This window comes from Microcoleus sp. MON2_D5, assembly GCF_036701905.1.
In the GTDB taxonomy this organism is placed as follows: Bacteria; Cyanobacteriota; Cyanobacteriia; order Cyanobacteriales; family Microcoleaceae; genus Microcoleus.
The window spans coordinates 1-17,358 of sequence record NZ_JAUBRM010000030.1; the positions used below are offsets into that span (position 1 = coordinate 1).

Consider the following 17,358-nt stretch of genomic DNA (forward strand, 5'->3'; position numbering starts at 1 on the left):
AGTTAGCATATATATTTGTTATGAGCGCGGTTGCTTGAGATTTTATCATCCCTGCGATCGCTTTTACTTTATGCGAGATCACCCGAGAATGAAACCGCCCTGCCTTCGTAAGGGGGGGACAAGAGTTAGGTTGAATATTGTTTGTGAGTCCACAATCTTTTTAAGTGGGATTCAGGCGTTTCACTACAAGATTTCGCCCTCTCTTGTCCCCCCCTTATTAAGGGGGGCTAGGGGGTATCAGAACCCCGTTATGAACGAAAAACTTCGCCCTCTCTTGTCCCCCCCTTAGTAAGGGGGCTAGGGAGGAGCAGACCTTCCAACTGATAGCAAACCCCCTCAAAATTCTGCAAAAATTCAACATTAGTAAACCTGACCACCTGAAGTCCATAGCCCTCTAGAATATTCGTCCTCTCCTCATCATAAATTTTCCCCTCTTCAGTAAAATGACTCTCTCCATCAATTTCGATGACCAGTCTTAATCCCGAACAGTAAAAATCAACAATAAAATTATCAATGGGCCGTTGTCGCAAAATGCGAAGGGGCAATTTTCGCAAAAAACCTTGCCACATCTTTTTCTCTGTGACTGTCTGGTTTAGCCGCAGTTGTTTAGCGATGGGAACAAGTTTTGGGTTGTAGGGCAAATAAAAACCGGAGTCTTTGAGTTGTACCATAATACCTCCTAGCTTCCATTGAAAAGGTCTGAATCGATTTTAGTTGTAGATATTATATTGCCGATCGCCCTTTTCTATCTATCACCTTACTAACCTGACCAAATAACAATTGACTAAACCCCAGCAGCCGTAAAAGCCGCCCAATAATAAGGATTGGCAAAAGGATAGGGTTTGCGGTTGCGAATTTGCTGCAAAGATGCCTCAGCAATCAGGCGAGAACTTTGAGAAAGCCGATCGAACATTTGCGAAATTTGAGGTTGAAAATCCGCCAGCAACACCTCCAATTCCTCGCCAGTCAAATCCCGCAGCCACCTTTGAGCGTCCCCCAGCGCGATCGCCACATCTCCCACCTGCAACCGAGAAAACCGTCCCAGATTTTCATAAAACTTGCTCGTCAGCAGCAGCGTAGAAACATCGTTCACCTTCCAAAGACTGCTAACCACACTAGAGGTGCCCGCATACAACAAACCCGCCGACAAACCCACAAAATCTCCTCCAGCACCGCTAACTCCGCCGGCCGCAATTTCGCAACCAGATAAAGTAACTAAAAAATATTGCCGAAAATCTAGATTAAAAATTTCCTCCAAACTCAGAGAATCATTCCTCAAAAACACTGCCGATTTCAGCGGCCAAGCCAAATTAAGCAAACTCAAACAAGCAAAATGAGCGCATTTTTTCTGCTGCAACTGCCCTATTTGCTGGGACAAATTCCCATTATTAGCAGAGATTTCTTGGGAAAAAGCCTCTTTAATTGCCGGCTTATGGCGCACCACTTCTGCACTGGCAAAATACTGGGAAATATTGCCGATTTCAATGTTGCTGTAGAACGAATCTCTGGTGAAAGTTGGAATTGCCAAAAGGTGCTGCAAACCGGGTCTGTACCGACCAATAGCTGCTCCGCGTGCACTTTGTCTCAACAGCAATAGCTGACAGCTAGGAGCATAGCGAATTCCTCCGGCAAATCGATCGATCAAATAAGCAGCAGGCGCTGCAACGTCGCCAAAAGACGAACTTTGAGAAAAATCCGAAAGGCTGTAGGTTTCCACATCAAAACCGCTGCGATCGCTCCACCCAGACCTAAAAATTCCCCCACCGTCCTCAAACCCGTCTCTCCCCGCCACAGGCAAAGCGTGGAGTGGCAAAGCGTGCAAAAATCGGTGCGGCACAAAAATCAGCCGATCGCAATTCTCCGGAATCAGCGCCACCACTCGATCGATTTCCAGTATCGCAGCCAAGCGTTTGAGGCGAGCCGGGAGATGATTGATCCAGCGACCTTTTTGTTCAGAATAAGCGCTGAGGTACTCCTGGGCCCAAGTTTCGGCAGCCAAAGCATTTTGCGGGGAACACAGGTGAACGGCGGGATATTGTGCACTCTTTACCACCACAAAAGCAACCAGCAACTCCCCCAAACTCGCCCACACCACAGCAGCGCAATTGTCATCAGGCAACAATTGGCGAATTTGCTCGAAAGCGATCGGTTCAACTTTGTGAGCTAGGCTGAAGAAAGGATCGTTTGCCTGCACCTCCCGCGCAATCAACCTATCAAACTGCTTCCACAATCGATTTAAGTGCATGAAGTCCGAGTTCGGCAGCAGAGAACCGCTGTTCCAACCTTGGCTATCGCCCTCAGAAATCAAGGTCGTGTTCGGCTCAGGTTCTCCCTGTTCTTGGTGCCGCTGTTCCCCCGCTATTTCCAGTCGCAGCGACTCCAACTCGCTTCGCACCGCTGCAGGAATTTCGGCTTTCGGAGTCAAGTGGCATTTAACCAGCAGTTCTACCAAATTCCGATTTTTGTGGCGTTCGGCGTATTCCAGAGCCTTAGCGTAATATTCAGGTTGGCTGGCGCCGAGTTCCAAGCAAACTTGCACCAGGCATTTATAGAGTCCAGCCCAAGTGCGGGTTAATTTGACTTTTTCGGTACTCGTCCGATCGCCAAAATCGACTGTATCAACCCCAACTTCGCAACGCAAGAATTCAACAGTATCGACTGCAGCAGTAAAAACCCCGTAGGCGCGAAGCAAGTCGCCTCGAACTCGGTAAGCTTGACCCAAATAAAATAAAATTTCAGCCCAGCGGTGGGGATAGCTTTCGCGAGTGTAGACTTGACAGGCGCTGTGATAGCAGCCGATCGCACTTTCCATGTGGGACAAGTTTTCCGCCTCCGTCAGTTGCGAATAAGCCCTGCCGAGATAAATTTGCAGCATTGCCCAGCGGTTGGGATAGGCCTGCCTGGTGTAGACTTCGCCCGCATTTTGATAGCAGGCGATCGCGCTTTTGAGGTTGCGGTTTTTTTCCCCTTTCACGTGTTCGCAGAAAGCGCGGCCGAGGTAAGCACACAGCATCGCCCAGCGTTCGGGAGTTTTTTGGCGGTTGCAAAACAGCAAAGCATTTTGATAGCAGACGATCGCCATTTCCATATTTTCGGCTTTTTCCCCTTTCACCCGCCGACTGTAGATCCTACCGAGGTAAGTTTGGATCGAAGCCCAGGCTTCGGGAAATTTGATGCGGGTGTAGACTTGTAAAGCATTTTGATAGCAGGCGATCGCCATTTCCAAATTTTCCACCGGATCGCCTTTGATGCGATCGACAAACACCCGGCCCAAATTCCTTTGAGTAGTCGCCCACTGCTGCGGAAAAGCTTCCCGAGTCCGCACCTGCAAAGCTCTCTGATAGCACGTAACCGCGTATTCGAGATTTTCAGCTCGGTTGCCCCGCAGCAACTCGCAGTAAGCATTTGCCAAATTATTTTGAGTTGTCGCCCAACGCCGGGGAAACACCTTGCGGTTGTAGACTTGCAAAGCATTCTGGTAGCAAGCGACTGCCTGTTCCAGATTTTCAGCTCGGTTGCCCCGCAGCCGCCGGCTGTAAGCACGGCCGAGATTGTTTTGAGTGCTCGCCCACTCTTCCCCGAAAGTTTCGCGGGTGCGAACTCGCAGCGCGTTTTGATAGCAGGCTATCGCCTGTTCTAAATTGTCTGCCGGATCTCCCCTGAGACGCTCGCTGTAAGCGTTGCCCAGATTGTTTTGCAGCGTCGCCCACTGTTCCGGGTACTGTTCGGGCGTGCGTACTTGTAGGGCATTTTCAAAGCAAGCGATCGCCTGTTCGATATTTTGAGCCTTATCACCTTTGGGACGATCGCTATAAGCGTTGCCCAGATTGTTTTGCATCACCGCCCATTCTTGGGGAAAGTCTTTGCGGGTAAACACCTTGGCAACTGTTTCGTAACCGGCAATTTCAATTTCCAAGTTGTGAGCTTTGCTGCCGAGGGGAAACCGCCCAATTTTGTTGCTCAGATTGCCGATCAGGGCTGCAATGCGCCTAGTCTCCGATTCTTTGGCAGCAGGGAGCACCAAAGTGGCCCAGTGGCGCAGCAGTTGTGCGAAATTCTGGTCGAGTTTGTCTAAATTGTTTCTCAGCAGCGAGTACAGGTGCTGCGAATCAGCGCCGCGCGCGACTGCCTGCAATACTTCTGCTAAAAAAGCCAGATATGCTGCCCCGGTTGCGGGCAATTTATAATTCCCTTTTGCAGATTCTAAGGGTGCGATCGCCTTTTGGAAAAATTTTGCAGCTTTCAGCAAGCTTTCTCGCGTCAGTGCCACTTCTTCCACATAAAGCGTTTGCACGAACCCAAAGTCGATCGACTTTGGGTTCGTCCTCAAAATCAAATCTATTCCTGAGTCGCCAGGATTTTCCAGCAGCGCTTGGAGCATATTAACATCAGTTTTGCGACGCTGTTCGTCCATCGTGCATTCCGCCAAACTATTAACCATAGGAGCGCTGCTTCCGTGCAACCAAGTGAACTACCCACCGCTAAATCGCAGTACCGAATATAGTAGGGGCTTCTGTACTAATAGGCGAGTACCTTAGCTTAGACTTTCGTCCCAGCTTGGGTATTACCTCGCATCCTAAAGCAGAAACAACTGAACCTTCCGCCTTTAGTATTTTGATACCTTCTGCTTTCATATTTATCGCTGCTTTCTTGTCGCGCTCCCGATCGCGATCGGTAGCACAGTGAGGACAAGTCCCTTCCCTCATATTTAATGGCATCTCGGCCATTTGATGGAAACAATTAGAACAAACTTTGGAAGTGGAAACCCCTCTATCAATCTCGACTAAGTTCCCGCCTTTGCGTTCCAACTTGTAGGCTAAGAAGTTGGTCAAACTTTCCCAAACCTCATCCGATCTTGCTTTCGCCACATTTTGATTGCGAATCCTGTTCCACAAATGAAAGTTTTCTACTATGACAGCGAGGCGATCGCTGCCCAACTTATAACTAAGTTTATGTAGAAAATATTGCCGCGAATTTCTAAACTGTTCGTATAGCTTGGCAACAACTTTTCTATATTTGTACCGAGAATTATTTCCTGTCTGCTGGCACCTTAACTTTTGCTGCTGGCGCTTCAAGTTCTTCTCGTGCTGGGCAAAATGCTTAGCCTTGCCATCTTTATATTTTTTTTCGCCCTCGTTGACAATAGCAAAGTGTTTCACTTCTACATCAAGGCGATAAATCCTACCTTCTTTTGTTGTCGGGTTCTCACACTCAATTTCATTCACTCTAATAGATACCAGAGATTTTCCTGAATAATTTTTCCTCCTAATAATTACACTCTTATTTTTGCCCTCAATAATTAATCTAGGTATTTTGGGGTGAGCTATTCCACTATTGCGACTAACTTTGACACTATCCTCAACCATCTTGACGTTTTGAAGATACTGAAGAGACTGTTTTTTATGCGGCATTTTGAACTTAGGAAACCCAACAAGTTTATGAAAAATAATTTTGTAGGCAGTGGTTAAATTGAGCGTAGTAGCTTGCAAAACTTGGCTGTAACACTCACCTAGCCATGCACTTCTATATGAGTTTTTGATATCGGATAAAAGTATGTTGAGTTCGGAGCAGCCAAGTTTTTTACCAGTTTTTTTATAAAATTCAATTGATTTATTTAGACCATAATTCGAGCACCAAGGCGCACAACCCAAAGCGGGAGCTAATTGTATTTGTTGCTTTTGGGTAGGATACAAACGAACTTGGATAGCCCTGTGTAACACTCAACATCACCTCCTTGGTTCTTCTATTCTCTCACAATATACAGTTGACGAGCACAGCATTAGGGAAAAATTTGGTGATGACGATTGCATCTTGTATGTCTTGAAAGCTGTCCAAAAAACTGCTCAAAGATGCGATCGTCGTCACCCGCCCTTCCCACTATAGCGGTACTTCGTTTAGTGGGAAGGGCGCGAAATAGTTAAACCAGGATTCACAAGTCCCAACAGACACGCAGATAGCGAAAGTAGCACCTACAATCGCTTAAAGGCGCCGTGTGTCTGTCGGAGCGGGTTTCACAGACAGTTCTAAACTTGACAAACCCGCCCCGACAGATTTGCAGCGGGACGGGTTTACTTTTACCCCGGTCGGACTTAGGCTAAGAAACCCGGTTTCTGGGAAACTATGGGGTTTAGTAACGAGAAATCTCGAAAGAAACCCGGTTTCTGAGGAACAGTGTGTCCTGGACTAAGTGAGTTTAGGATATTGGGCGAACTTCAGCGCTACAGCTAACAAAAATCAACTCAGTAGATTTTTCAGTAGATTTTACTGTACCGCTTGAGATCCCAACGCTGACTCCACTGCCAGCAGAGCTCGATCGACTTCAGCGGCAGTGACAATCAGCGGCGGGACAAACCTCAGCACTTTCGGCCCTGCGGGAACCAACAGCACTCCTGCGGCGATCGCAGATTTGACGATATCGCCCGATGTCAGTTCGATGTCAGCTTGCAATTCCATCCCGACAATCAAACCCCAGCCGCGCACCTCAGCAATTAAATGCGGATATGCCGCCGCCAACTTGTTGAGGCCTGCTTTCAACTGTTCCCCGCGCTGCTGCACGTTTTCTAGAAGGTTTTCCCGTTCCAAAGTTTGGCAAACGCACAAAGCTACAGCGCAAGCAAAAGGATTGCCGCCGAAAGTGCTGGCGTGACTTCCCGGTTCAAATACATCGCAGAAAGATTTGCACAGCATAGCGCCGATCGGGATACCGCCGCCCAATCCTTTGGCAGACGTAAAGATATCCGGTTCAATGCCGAGGTTTTCGTAGCCCCAGTATTTGCCGCTGCGTCCCATCCCGACTTGCACTTCGTCGAGAATTAGCAAAATACCTTTTTCGTCGCAAATTTCCCGAATGCGCTGGAAGTAGGCGAGCTCTCCGGGGCGAACTCCGCCTTCGCCTTGCAGCGCTTCCAGCATAATTGCTGCTACTTGGCGTTCGTCTTTGTCGAGTTGCTCGATCGCACTTTCGATCGCACTAATATCGTTGTAGGGCACATAGTGAAATCCCGGAACCAAAGGGCTAAAACCCTTCTGATATTTAGGCTGTCCCGTCGCCGTAATTGTCGCCAAAGTCCGTCCGTGGAAACTAGCAACAGCGGTAATGATTGTCGGATTCGAGATATTTAATTTTTCGTGGGCGTACTTGCGGGCGAGTTTAATTGCCGCTTCATTAGCTTCCGCGCCGGAGTTGCAAAAGAAGGCTCTGTCCGCGCAAGAATGGTCTACAAGCCACTTTGCCAGCTCGCCCTGTACGGGGATGTAATAAAGATTAGAAACGTGGTGCAGGGTCTGAATTTGCTGAGTTACCGCTGCAATCATTGCCGGGTGGGCGTGTCCCAGAGTGCAGGTAGCAATACCGGCCACAAAATCGAGATATTCGCGGCCCTCGGTATCCCACACGCGGCAGCCCAGGCCCCGTTCTAGGGCGATCGCAAAACGCCCGTAAGTTGTCATTACATAGCTGTCGAAGCTCTCAGAACTGAAGGGACTGGCTTCGGCTTGCACGTTTGGTTCTTTTAGTAAGGTTTCTGGACTCACGAATCGCTCCTTAACACATAATATGCAGACCTCGATTGTACGGTAAAAATCCAGGTTAGCGGTGCAGGCTGTTAGTTTTGTCATAAAATCATAACAGTAACTTCAATTAATCCTCACAAATCTACTGATGAGTTATTACATTTCTCCTAACTTTCTCGATAAAGTTGCGGTGCACGTCACTAAAAACTTTTTAAATTTACCCGGAGTAAGAGTTCCCCTAATTTTGGGAATTCACGGCCGCAAAGGAGAAGGCAAAACTTTTCAAACCGAACTGGTTTTTCGGCGGATGGGCTTTGAACCGGTGATGATATCTGGTGGGGAATTAGAAAGCCCGGATGCCGGAGATCCGGCGCGTTTAATTCGCTTGCGCTACCGGGAAGCGGCGGAGCAAATTCGCGTGCGCGGCGAGATGTGCGCCATCTTTATTAACGATTTGGATGCGGGTGCTGGCAGGTTCGATACTACTACTCAATATACTGTCAATACTCAGATGGTCAATGCCACTCTGATGAATATTGCTGATAATCCAACTAACGTGCAGTTACCGGGAAGTTACGACAGTACGCCGCTGCACCGAGTGCCGATTATTGTCACCGGAAATGATTTTTCTACGCTGTACGCGCCGCTGATTCGCGACGGGCGGATGGAAAAGTTTTATTGGGAGCCCAGCCGGGATGATAAAATTGGGATTGTTGGCGGAATTTTTGAGTCGGACAAATTGTCAAAAACCGATATTGTCGCGTTAGTGGATAATTTTCCCGATCAGGCGATCGACTTTTTTAGTGCTTTGCGATCGCGCATTTATGACGAACAAATCCGCGAATTCATTCACAAAGTAGGAATAGAGCGAGTTTCCAAGCGTTTGGTAAACACTTTGGAAGCAGCGCCAGATTTCCATAACCCGAATTTCAGCCTCGCTCATTTATTAGAAATGGGCAGTTTGATGGTAGGTCAACAAAAGCGGATTCAGGAAATGCGCTTAGTAGATGAATACAACCAATCGCGCCTGTTTAACGTTCAAGGAACCCCCAATGCTGCGGCGGCTGGGCCAACGCAAAGTCAATTAAACGACCCGTCATCCAAATATTATAAGGCTTACGTTGAGCCAACTTCTGAAGGTGGTAACGGTCATGCGGCGCGGCTGAGTTCCGAGGTATTGGAACAAGTAAAGCAGTTATTAGCAAGAGGCTGCAAAATTGGCATGGAATATGCAGATAATCGCCGATTTAAAACTGGTTCTTGGCAAAGTTGTGCGACGATTAACAGTGCACAGGAAAAAGATGTGGTTGCATCTTTAGAAACTTGTTTGGCCGAACACGGCGGCCAATACGTGCGGCTGATTGGTATCGATCCAAAAGTCAAGCGCAGGGTAGTTGAAACAATTATTCAGCGGCCGCAGGGTTAAAGCTAAAGTAGTTAAAGTTATGAAGGACACAACAGTGTTCATAGGTGTCAACTTAAGCTGTCAGCCGGCGCACCCGGTAGTCCGCCAGGGAATGAATTCCCTGTCTAATAGCTAACGTCCTCGCTATGAGGACTAATGAGTTTAAAAATTTTTCTTCTCAGTCCTCTTGAGAGGACTTTAGCTTTGAGGCAGGGGTTTCAACCCCTGTCGGACTATCGGTTTAACGTTAAGTTAACACCAATGAACACTGTTGTGTCCCTACAGGCAATATCTTCTTACTCTCGCCGTAGACTACTGGAGAGACAGAGATGATGCAAACCAGCGGCGAATTAATTCAACTTGGAAACGGTAGCCCTCACTAACTTCCTCAATCAATTCGCGTTGCAGAAGTAAATTGAGAGCATCGGATTTATCGGGAAAGTGTTGCAAAATAGTTGCTCGGCTGACTATTGCCCCTTCTCCTTGTGCTGCCAAAAACTGCAAAATAGCTAATCCGGCTGCATCGGCTTGATTGCTTTGAATATCGGCAAAAAAGAAACTGCCAACACTTAAAGCGTCTGGTATTGCTGCTTCCACATCGGCTAAAGTTGCCAGTCGGCGGATAGATGGATCTTGCTCGTTTTTTAGTGCGATAATTTCAGCGCAGAGGAGTTGTATTAGGAAAGGGTGACAGCGGGTGAGTTGCAAGACTCGCTCAACCGCCTTGAGTTCGTAACGCAGGGGAAAATCCTGGACGGGTTGCTCAATTAGTTGACGCGCTTCGGGTTGTTTCAGGTAGCTGATATGAACGACTTGGACATTGATTAAATAGCTAGCCCAACGCTGAAATTCTTCTATTGTATGGGAACCAGCTAGCAGCACTTTGAAGCGGGGACGATGTTGAATCAGGTGACGCAACATTCCCAGAACATCCTCCTCATCAAAGCGTCCTTTTGTGATGGCATTATCTAGCGCCTCGAATTCATCCAAGGCAAGCAGGGCAATATTTTGTTGTAGCGTTTCTTCTACTTCGTCCAGCCATTCATCAAAGCGGGTGAAAGGGTCATATTGCAGTGTTTCGCGGTCAAGAGATGGGAGAGTGAACGCACTTTGGCGCTGGGCTGAATTTGCCATACTCCGGGCGATATTGTAGAGAAAACCAGCATAATCAGTCGTTGATCTAACTGGGCCTTGCAAGTCTACAAACATGGGAATGATAGTGCTCGGTAGCAAGCGTCCCAGGTTGTTGAGGAGGGATGTTTTGCCCATGCGCCGCTGACCGTAGAGTAACAAAGGAGGGCGACGGCGGTCTAGGAGTAATTGCTCGATGCGCGTGCCGATGTCAGTACGCCCGGTGAAGATTTCCTGCTGTTCTGTCAGGGGTACGCCGATGATATAAGGGTTGTCAATTTCTTGGCGAAGTTCGACTGCTTTCGCCTGTTTTTGCACATAGTTGGTGACAATTTCAGACCAATGGATAGCAATAGGGAGAAAACGAACAGAATATTTATCGCTGCTGCGGGTTAATTCTCGTATTAAACTGTTTAATTTTTCTGCTACCGCACAGAGGACTAAACGCTGGTTGTAAGGACTTTTCTGGTTGAGGGCTGCATCTACGTCTTGGCTGATATAACTGAAGCTACTGAGTAAGGCGCTGACTGGACTGTTTAATTCGCTAATTGGTATACTGCGGTGAGCGTTACTGATGGCACTTACATCTGTACAGTTTTCTAACTCCCTTGCATCTAGTTCAATTTGTACCGCTTGTGCTGCCCAACGCTGGCGACTTGTACTTAAATAGTTGAGTGCAGCTTTGCCCTCTTCTGGATTACGCTCTATTACTAAGAGAACGTGCTTGTCTAAGCCTTGTAGGGGAAGGCGCTGCCACTCATCCCAAAAAGCGGAATGCCAAGGTAAGAAACTAAGTTTAGTAGCTGTGCGTCCTTTGTCTAGTTGGTAAAGCAGAATATTCCATCCCGTGAGGAAAGGATAAAGTACCGCTGGCAGCCATAAGTTGATAGTTACTCCCACGCCCGACGCCACGCCCCACGCCACGAGCGACGCCACGCCCGACGCCACGCCCAACGACGCCACGCCCAACGACGCCACGCCCAACGCTAGGCCCAACGACGCCAGGCCCGACGCCACGCCCGACGCCTCGCCCAACCCCGCGCCCGCCAGGCTCACCCCCACGCCCGACGCCAGGCCCGACGCCACGCCCGACGCCACGCCCCACGCCACGCCCGACGCCACGCCCCGCGCCACGCCCAACGCCACGCCCAACGCCACGCCCAACGCCACGCCGAACCTCATGCCCAACCTCACGCCCGACGCCACGCCGAACGTCACGCCCCACGCCAGGCCCGACGCCACGACTGACGCAATCTTTTCTACTGGCGCACCTAGTAGCCAAAGCACTAAGGCAACAACAATTGAATTAGCTACGACAGGCAAAACCAGGAATGCTTGTATTAGTAGCTTCCACAAAGCTGGGTTTTGCCATCTTAAACCTCTTTTGCTGTTAGATTGGGTGTCTAAAGCAGGGTCAATACGCTTGAGATGATTTTGCCAAGCCGAGGGACGAAAGAAAAGCCAGAACAGCAGTTGCAGGCTACCCAGAATCAGGTTGGGATGCTGTTCTGGTGCATTGGTGTAGGGGTTGCGTGGCACATTTTGCGAGGTCATTTTGGTTGGGAATTTTTCAGGGCTTACATATCAAGACCAAAGAAACCGGGTTTTTTACCTAATCTCCGGGCTGCGACGAACAATTTTCGTAAAAAAACCCGGTTTCTGACTATCCATGCGTAAGTCCTATTTTGTCAGTTTTCTCAGCATGGGTATCCAGTATTATCATTGCAGCGCTTCCCATTCTTCCAGAGGTAAAGCAGGTTCAAAGGGGTCATCGTAGCGATCAACCGTCCCTTGCAAGGGATAATGCAAACTATGGATAATTGTCTGATTGACCCAACTAAGATAATTATTTAATTCTTCATAATCCTGCAATTCTTGTAATTCTTCAGAAGTGAGTTCAGCTACATTTCTTTTAGCCGTTAATACTCCAATTCGCTCCAGGAAAAACCTAGAAGCGCGAAATACCAGCACTCCTTGTGCTAACTCCACCCTAACAGCTCCTTCTCTTGGCAAAGTTTTGGGTAAACGCTCCAACTTTATCGGTAAATTAGTTGTCATAGTCTCGCTCTAAAAATGTTAGTTTCATTTTATATAGATTGTAAATCAGCAAATGGTTTTAGTTGCTCTAACCCAACTTCACGCCAATCATCCTCAGTTTCCCCCTCTTCCAGACTAAATAATCGTTCTCGACAAAGAATTTGCAGCAGCAGAGGCCAGCATTTACTTTGATTCAAAATCCACTCGACATCCTCAGCCGGAAAAGGCATGGGCGAACTGGCTATCAACTCCCGTGCTTCAGCTTCAGTCAAAGCACCCAGAGTTGTGGTATATCCAAAGATATTGAAAAAAGGTGAACTATGTCCCGTACTGTGCGCTAATTTGATGGGCGATTCTGGAGTTGCCAAGACAAACCCTAAATTCCCATTGGTTTGGTTTGTTGCCAAAGATCGCAAACTCTCCCAAAACCCATCATCTAATTCGGGACAGCGCTGTAAACCTACACCAATTTCATCAAATAAGATGACTGTCGGCCGATCTAAATTACTGCTAACCGCATCCATAAATCTATCTAAATCGCAAGGGCTGGGAACTGACATTTTTAGGAATTCTAAAATGTAGCGCAGCAGCCCTTCCCGATTTTGCAGTCGCGAATCTTGAAAATCTACGAAAATCCAACGATATTTTTCTGGAGAGGGCAACCAGTCAGATTTTTGACCGGGACGCAACTGTTCTGTTGGGGTGGTGGTAATATTTTTCAAGTATTGCAGCAAAGAAGTCTTGCCACTTCGTCGCTTGCCGATAATCGCAGCATTTTGCAGGGGACGGCGTTTCAGTAAGTCGAATAGGCGTTTTAGTTCCTTCTGTCGCCCGAAAAAGTAGCGCGGATGGGCGATGGGAGTACCAATGATGAAAGCTGAGGTTTCCTCGAAGATAGGCTTAGGGATAGTTTCGTCTTGATGCGCGATCGCTCTCCACTCATACCCCAATCTCCCGCTAATTTCCTCAAAATTTATATAATCAACAGGTTTACCCGCCAGAAAGCTCTTGACGGTGGATAGGGAAATTTCTAATTCTTCAGCCAAAGCCTTCTGACTCGGAAAGCCGTTGCGTCCTAATGCCGATTTGACTTGTTCGATACACCCTGGAGAAACTTTGAGCGATCGCCCCATGATGCCTCTAGAGAAAATTAATGTGATTATAAATCCAATCTCAACTACAAGTCAACCAAAAGTCAACTCTCTCAACCTTCTTTCTCAACTGATCTTAACCTTGAACTCAACTTTCCTTGCATTTCAATAGGATTATAGAGTTCAAATAAAACCAATGCCTAACAAGAAATTAAAAAACAACCAACCATCGCCCTCTGATAATTCCGACAATATCGAGCGTGATGTCTTTCGAGAACGTTTACGTCAAGCTAAATCTAGTTTTAATGCGACTCTTGGGTTAACAATGTTAAGTGCTTCTATGAGTATTTTAGGTATTGGAATGTTGTTTTCGGGAAAAATCCCAGAAGGAACAGTTACCACGGCTGGCGGGTTAGCATCAGAGATGGTCAGCGTTCAGTTACTCAAGTTTACCAAAGAAACGAACGACAGACTCGATCGCTTAGCCAAAGAATTCAAAGACGACGATTAAATACAAATAGTGAAAGTAGGGTGCTCTGCGGCGCACCTTACAAATTCAAATTAAATCCTGCAAAAAATTATCAAAAGTTGCCCGATCGGGCATAGCACCTTGAGCACCCACTTTAGTTGTGCACAGAGCGCCCGCTGCTGCGCCCCACCGCACCCCCTCTGACAAGGACAGACCGGCATCTAATGCAGAGGCCAACCCGCCGTTAAAAGCATCGCCAGCAGCCACAGTGTCGATCGCCTCCACAGCAAAAGCCGGTACAAAAAAGGTTTCATCCGCAGTAACAGCAACAGCCCCGCGATCGCCCAATTTGACAATAACATTCTTGACGCCACGCTCCTGCAAGTGTTTGGCAGCTACAATCGCTGTTTCGGTGTCATTCACCCGAAAACCGACTAACTGGCCCGCTTCCACTTCATTCGGCGTGATAATGTCAATTAGCGGATAAAGTTCGATCGGCAAATCCGCCCTAGCCGGCGCTGGATCGAGAATAACTCGCACCCCCGCTTGACGAGCAGCTTTCGCAGCTTTTTGGACAATTTCCAGGGGAATTTCTAACTGTAACAGCAAAGATGTAGCTGCTGTTAAGAGTTTTTGGAGACGTTCTATATCTGCTTCACCGACATTATTGTTCGCGCCCGGAATCACAATAATATTATTTTGACCTGTCTCGTCTACGGCGATAATTGCCACACCTGAATGAGTGTTTTGGTCTATTAATACATTGTCTGTATTTACACCATAAGATTGTAAATTGGTCAATAATTCTTCAGCAAATTTATCGTTGCCGACGCGACCGATCATGTGGGTGGAAGTGCCGAGACGGGCGGCGGCGACGGCTTGATTTGCTCCTTTGCCGCCGCCTGCTGTGAAAAAATTGCTACCGATGATAGTTTCCCCTGGCTGCGGCAACCGGGGAGTTTTTGCTGCTAGGTCGATGTTGATACTGCCGAATACGATGATGGTCATAATTTAAATTGGGAATTGGGCATGGGGAATGGGGAATGGGGCATGGGGCATGGGGCATGGGGCATTATAGAATTGGGAATTGGTAATGGGTAGCAACTCGCAAATAACCCATAACAAATAGACATCTTCCATAATTATCGTGGAACAGGCATCCTGCCTGTTCAAAATCTACTTTTTAGGAGAAGTCTAATAACAAACAACAGCTAACAGCCAACAGTCAACAGCCAACAAACAACAGCTAACAGCTAACAGTCAACCGTCAACTGTCAACCGCCAACCGCCAACAACCCTCAAACGTGCTAGAACAGTTATGGTCTTCACCGGTCAATTCAATGGCTGCAATTACTCTCGATCGCAATCCCTGTGTCCTGCTAGTTGAAACCGACGAAGTTCTCGCCGGACACTTGAGTCTCGACTTAAAATCCTCCGGTTACGAACCGGTAGTGGCTTCTAATACCGCCACCGGCCAACATTTAGCCCATGAATTGCAGCCAGCTTTGATTGTAATTGACCGGATACTTGGGCCTGAGTCGGGGCTGTCACTGTGTTCTCACCTCAGAAGTATTGGAAATCGGGTGCCGGTGCTGTTATTGGTCGGTCGCGATACAGTTGACGATCGCGTAGCTTGTCTGGAAGCTGGCGCGGATGATTATTTTCTCAAACCTTACCGCACTGAGGAGTTTTTGCAGTTGGTGCGCTTGTATTTGCAGCCGGATAACAGCAGCAACGAACAATTGAGGTTTGGCGATTTAGTTTTGGATTTGGCCTCTAGGCGGGCTCTACGCAATGGACGGGCGATCGACCTGACGATGAAGGAATTTGAGCTGCTAAAGTATTTGATGGAACATCCCCGCGAGGTTTTGACTCGGGAACAAATTCTGGAAAATGTTTGGGGTTACGACTTTTTGGGCGAGTCGAATGTGATTGAGGTGTACATCCGCTATCTGCGCCTCAAGATTGAAGATGAGGGCGAAAAGCGTTTGATTCAGACGGTGCGCGGTGTTGGCTATGTGATGCGGGAAGCTTGAAGCAGTCAGTTGACTGTTGACTGTTGACTGTTGACTGTTGACTGTTGGCTAGTTCCAATGTCCAATTGTCAATTACCAATCTAAAATCTAAACTCTAAAATCTAAAATCATTATGAGTTATTTAACTAATTTGCTCGGTATTGGAGTAAGTATATTTTTGCTGGGATGTTCGCCGACTTTACCTGTCGCGAATGCTGGTGCTACTGGTATTGTGGCGGATCGGTCTCCGACGGCGAAAACATCGGGTCAGGTGCTGCCTGTTTCTGCTAGAGCTCGGATAGGCGATCGCCCAATCGAACTCGAAGTGGCGAAAACAGTGGAACAGCAGGCTATGGGTTTAATGTACAGAACTTCTTTGCCGGATGACAGAGGAATGCTGTTTGAGTTTAAAGCGGCGCGGCAGGTCAATTTTTGGATGAAAAATTGCAAGATTTCTTTGGATATGATTTTTGTCCGGGATGGGGTGGTTGAGGCGATCGAAGTTTCTGCACCTCCTTGTACTGCCGAGCCTTGTCCTACCTACGGGCCCGATACTGTTGTCGATCGAGTGATTGAACTCCGGGGCGGGCGGGCTGCTGAACTCGGTGTCAAAGTGGGCGATCGTATTGAAATCGAGTTTTTCCAGTAAAACTTCGGACTGTTTCAGTAAAATCTGCAGACAGACATAATCCCCCGGTTTCCCTCGCCCAGAGAGCCCCCTGCCTTCGGAATACCCGATAAAATTTAGAAACTTTACAAAAATTGATAAAATCTATTAGAATATTAATGTAACATTCAGTACAAACACCGAAAGATTTGCTACGATGTCGATCTCAGCCAGTCAGGACTTGAGCTTGTTTCCGGAAGCTGTAGATTGTTGGTCGCAGGTATGAGACGAGTCAGCGACTCGTTACCAATCCTGAGAGACGATACTCAGCCTCAAGGTATAGCAACACGAAAAGAAATTCTCTGGAAGTTCTGGCGAGCGAGGTAAATCTACTAAACCTATCTAAAGTAATATGCTACGAGCCAAGTTAATTGGCGGTAATTGGCAAACTTAACTTCTGGTAGCAGTTTCGGGTTTGATCGAAATATCTAACTAATTTTGCCGAAGTAGATTTGCGGATTCTGCATTTCGGCAGATGAAGTTAAACTCTGAACCTGGTTTAGTAGTTTTAGGTAGCAGAATAAATTCTGATTCGCGCTGCAAAGATGCCGAGGTATTCAGTTTAAGTTCGATCGCGATCGCAAGTCGATCGGGCCGACATCAGTAAAATTGCAAAACCTTTCACTTTTTGGGAAAGGTTAGCTTTACAGTCGCACTCAGCATTACGTTTGGCAGTTCAACCGCTAATACTGTTTTAACAGCTATCGACGGTTATAAGACAAATTTAAAACTGGCTTATTACTCATCAAAAACATCAGGTTCACATCAGAAAATGGTGTCCTATACTTAGAGGTGAAATCACATGGCACCCGCTACATACACTCGATTAATTCGATTTTTACAAGAAGATTTGGCAATTTCTCCCGCGTCAATTGCTGTCGCCGAACGTGTCGGCGGTGACAAACAGCGGCAGCCTGATAAAGACCCGAATTCCTTGCCGATGGTTCTGTGGCAATACGGTTTAGTCACTCTCGACCAGTTGGATAAAATCTTTGATTGGTTATCCCAAGCATATTAAAAGGATTTTAGAT

14 protein-coding genes are annotated in these 17,358 nt (G+C 47.4%); 6 read left to right on the forward strand and 8 right to left on the reverse strand.

What is annotated here, in order from left to right; genetic code table 11:
• Window positions 1-248: 248 nt before the first annotated feature.
• From QUA47_RS12870 to QUA47_RS12885, 4 genes are all read right to left on the reverse strand, one after another.
• Window positions 249-671, reverse strand: coding sequence for an endonuclease domain-containing protein (locus QUA47_RS12870; RefSeq protein ID WP_333431024.1), 423 nt, complete (start codon window positions 669-671; stop codon window positions 249-251).
• A gap of 113 nt (window positions 672-784) precedes the next feature.
• On the reverse strand, window positions 785-4,441 hold the full coding sequence (locus QUA47_RS12875) for a CHAT domain-containing tetratricopeptide repeat protein (RefSeq protein ID WP_333431025.1): 3,657 nt from the start codon (window positions 4,439-4,441) through the stop codon (window positions 785-787).
• Between the two features lie 40 nt (window positions 4,442-4,481).
• Window positions 4,482-5,720: a transposase gene (locus QUA47_RS12880; RefSeq protein ID WP_333431026.1), complete on the reverse strand. Its 1,239-nt coding sequence runs from the start codon at window positions 5,718-5,720 to the stop codon at window positions 4,482-4,484.
• 541 nt (window positions 5,721-6,261) lie between these two features.
• Window positions 6,262-7,533 (reverse strand): aspartate aminotransferase family protein, encoded by a 1,272-nt coding sequence (locus QUA47_RS12885; RefSeq protein WP_006632038.1) that lies wholly within the window; start codon window positions 7,531-7,533, stop codon window positions 6,262-6,264.
• A 127-nt stretch (window positions 7,534-7,660) separates the two neighbouring features.
• Between QUA47_RS12885 and QUA47_RS12890 the strand changes: the two genes are divergently transcribed.
• Window positions 7,661-8,938: a ribulose bisphosphate carboxylase small subunit gene (locus tag QUA47_RS12890; RefSeq protein WP_333431027.1), complete on the forward strand. Its 1,278-nt coding sequence runs from the start codon at window positions 7,661-7,663 to the stop codon at window positions 8,936-8,938.
• A 291-nt stretch (window positions 8,939-9,229) separates the two neighbouring features.
• Here the strand turns inward: QUA47_RS12890 and QUA47_RS12895 are convergent, their stop codons facing one another.
• From QUA47_RS12895 to QUA47_RS12905, 3 genes are all read right to left on the reverse strand, one after another.
• The gene (locus QUA47_RS12895; RefSeq protein WP_333431028.1) at window positions 9,230-11,602 is read right to left on the reverse strand and encodes an AAA family ATPase; all 2,373 of its coding nucleotides are present in this window, start codon (window positions 11,600-11,602) and stop codon (window positions 9,230-9,232) included.
• A 165-nt stretch (window positions 11,603-11,767) separates the two neighbouring features.
• Entirely contained in the window at window positions 11,768-12,106 is a 339-nt protein-coding gene (locus QUA47_RS12900; RefSeq protein WP_333431029.1) for a hypothetical protein, read from the reverse strand.
• Window positions 12,107-12,135: 29 nt separating this feature from the next.
• A complete protein-coding gene (locus tag QUA47_RS12905) occupies window positions 12,136-13,218 on the reverse strand; it encodes an ATP-binding protein (protein ID WP_333431030.1) in 1,083 nt (360 codons plus the stop codon).
• A 154-nt stretch (window positions 13,219-13,372) separates the two neighbouring features.
• Between QUA47_RS12905 and QUA47_RS12910 the strand changes: the two genes are divergently transcribed.
• On the forward strand, window positions 13,373-13,687 hold the full coding sequence (locus tag QUA47_RS12910; RefSeq protein WP_333431031.1) for a TRADD-N-associated membrane domain-containing protein: 315 nt from the start codon (window positions 13,373-13,375) through the stop codon (window positions 13,685-13,687).
• Window positions 13,688-13,732: 45 nt separating this feature from the next.
• Here QUA47_RS12910 and rbsK read toward each other — a convergent pair whose 3' ends face one another.
• The gene (gene rbsK, locus QUA47_RS12915; protein WP_333431032.1) at window positions 13,733-14,653 is read right to left on the reverse strand and encodes a ribokinase; all 921 of its coding nucleotides are present in this window, start codon (window positions 14,651-14,653) and stop codon (window positions 13,733-13,735) included.
• A 332-nt stretch (window positions 14,654-14,985) separates the two neighbouring features.
• Here rbsK and nblR point away from each other — a divergent pair, with 332 nt between their 5' ends.
• The 4 genes from nblR to QUA47_RS12935 all read left to right on the forward strand — a co-directional run bounded on the left by nblR (window position 14,986) and on the right by QUA47_RS12935 (window position 17,345).
• On the forward strand, window positions 14,986-15,681 hold the full coding sequence (gene nblR, locus QUA47_RS12920; RefSeq protein WP_333431033.1) for a response regulator transcription factor NblR: 696 nt from the start codon (window positions 14,986-14,988) through the stop codon (window positions 15,679-15,681).
• A gap of 112 nt (window positions 15,682-15,793) precedes the next feature.
• Window positions 15,794-16,309 carry a DUF192 domain-containing protein gene (locus QUA47_RS12925; RefSeq protein WP_333431034.1) on the forward strand — a complete coding sequence of 172 codons (516 nt, stop codon included), beginning with the start codon at window positions 15,794-15,796 and terminating at the stop codon, window positions 16,307-16,309.
• Between the two features lie 493 nt (window positions 16,310-16,802).
• Window positions 16,803-16,934 (forward strand): hypothetical protein, encoded by a 132-nt coding sequence (locus QUA47_RS12930; RefSeq protein ID WP_333060593.1) that lies wholly within the window; start codon window positions 16,803-16,805, stop codon window positions 16,932-16,934.
• 195 nt (window positions 16,935-17,129) lie between these two features.
• Window positions 17,130-17,345, forward strand: coding sequence for a DUF2949 domain-containing protein (locus QUA47_RS12935; protein ID WP_190737853.1), 216 nt, complete (start codon window positions 17,130-17,132; stop codon window positions 17,343-17,345).
• The last annotated feature ends 13 nt before the right edge of the window (window positions 17,346-17,358 follow it).

Bases quoted from the DNA above. Each gene is read 5' to 3' on its own strand.
- QUA47_RS12870 (WP_333431024.1), bottom strand. From the start codon at position 671: ATGGTACAACTCAAAGACTCCGGTTTTTATTTGCCCTACAACCCAAAA.
- QUA47_RS12875 (WP_333431025.1), bottom strand. From the start codon at position 4,441: ATGGTTAATAGTTTGGCGGAATGCACGATGGACGAACAGCGTCGCAAA.
- QUA47_RS12890 (WP_333431027.1), top strand. From the start codon at position 7,661: ATGAGTTATTACATTTCTCCTAACTTTCTCGATAAAGTTGCGGTGCAC.
- QUA47_RS12895 (WP_333431028.1), bottom strand. From the start codon at position 11,602: ATGACCTCGCAAAATGTGCCACGCAACCCCTACACCAATGCACCAGAA.
- QUA47_RS12900 (WP_333431029.1), bottom strand. From the start codon at position 12,106: ATGACAACTAATTTACCGATAAAGTTGGAGCGTTTACCCAAAACTTTG.
- QUA47_RS12905 (WP_333431030.1), bottom strand. From the start codon at position 13,218: ATGGGGCGATCGCTCAAAGTTTCTCCAGGGTGTATCGAACAAGTCAAA.
- QUA47_RS12910 (WP_333431031.1), top strand. From the start codon at position 13,373: ATGCCTAACAAGAAATTAAAAAACAACCAACCATCGCCCTCTGATAAT.
- rbsK (WP_333431032.1), bottom strand. From the start codon at position 14,653: ATGACCATCATCGTATTCGGCAGTATCAACATCGACCTAGCAGCAAAA.
- nblR (WP_333431033.1), top strand. From the start codon at position 14,986: ATGGCTGCAATTACTCTCGATCGCAATCCCTGTGTCCTGCTAGTTGAA.
- QUA47_RS12925 (WP_333431034.1), top strand. From the start codon at position 15,794: ATGAGTTATTTAACTAATTTGCTCGGTATTGGAGTAAGTATATTTTTG.
- QUA47_RS12930 (WP_333060593.1), top strand. From the start codon at position 16,803: ATGAAGTTAAACTCTGAACCTGGTTTAGTAGTTTTAGGTAGCAGAATA.
- QUA47_RS12935 (WP_190737853.1), top strand. From the start codon at position 17,130: ATGGCACCCGCTACATACACTCGATTAATTCGATTTTTACAAGAAGAT.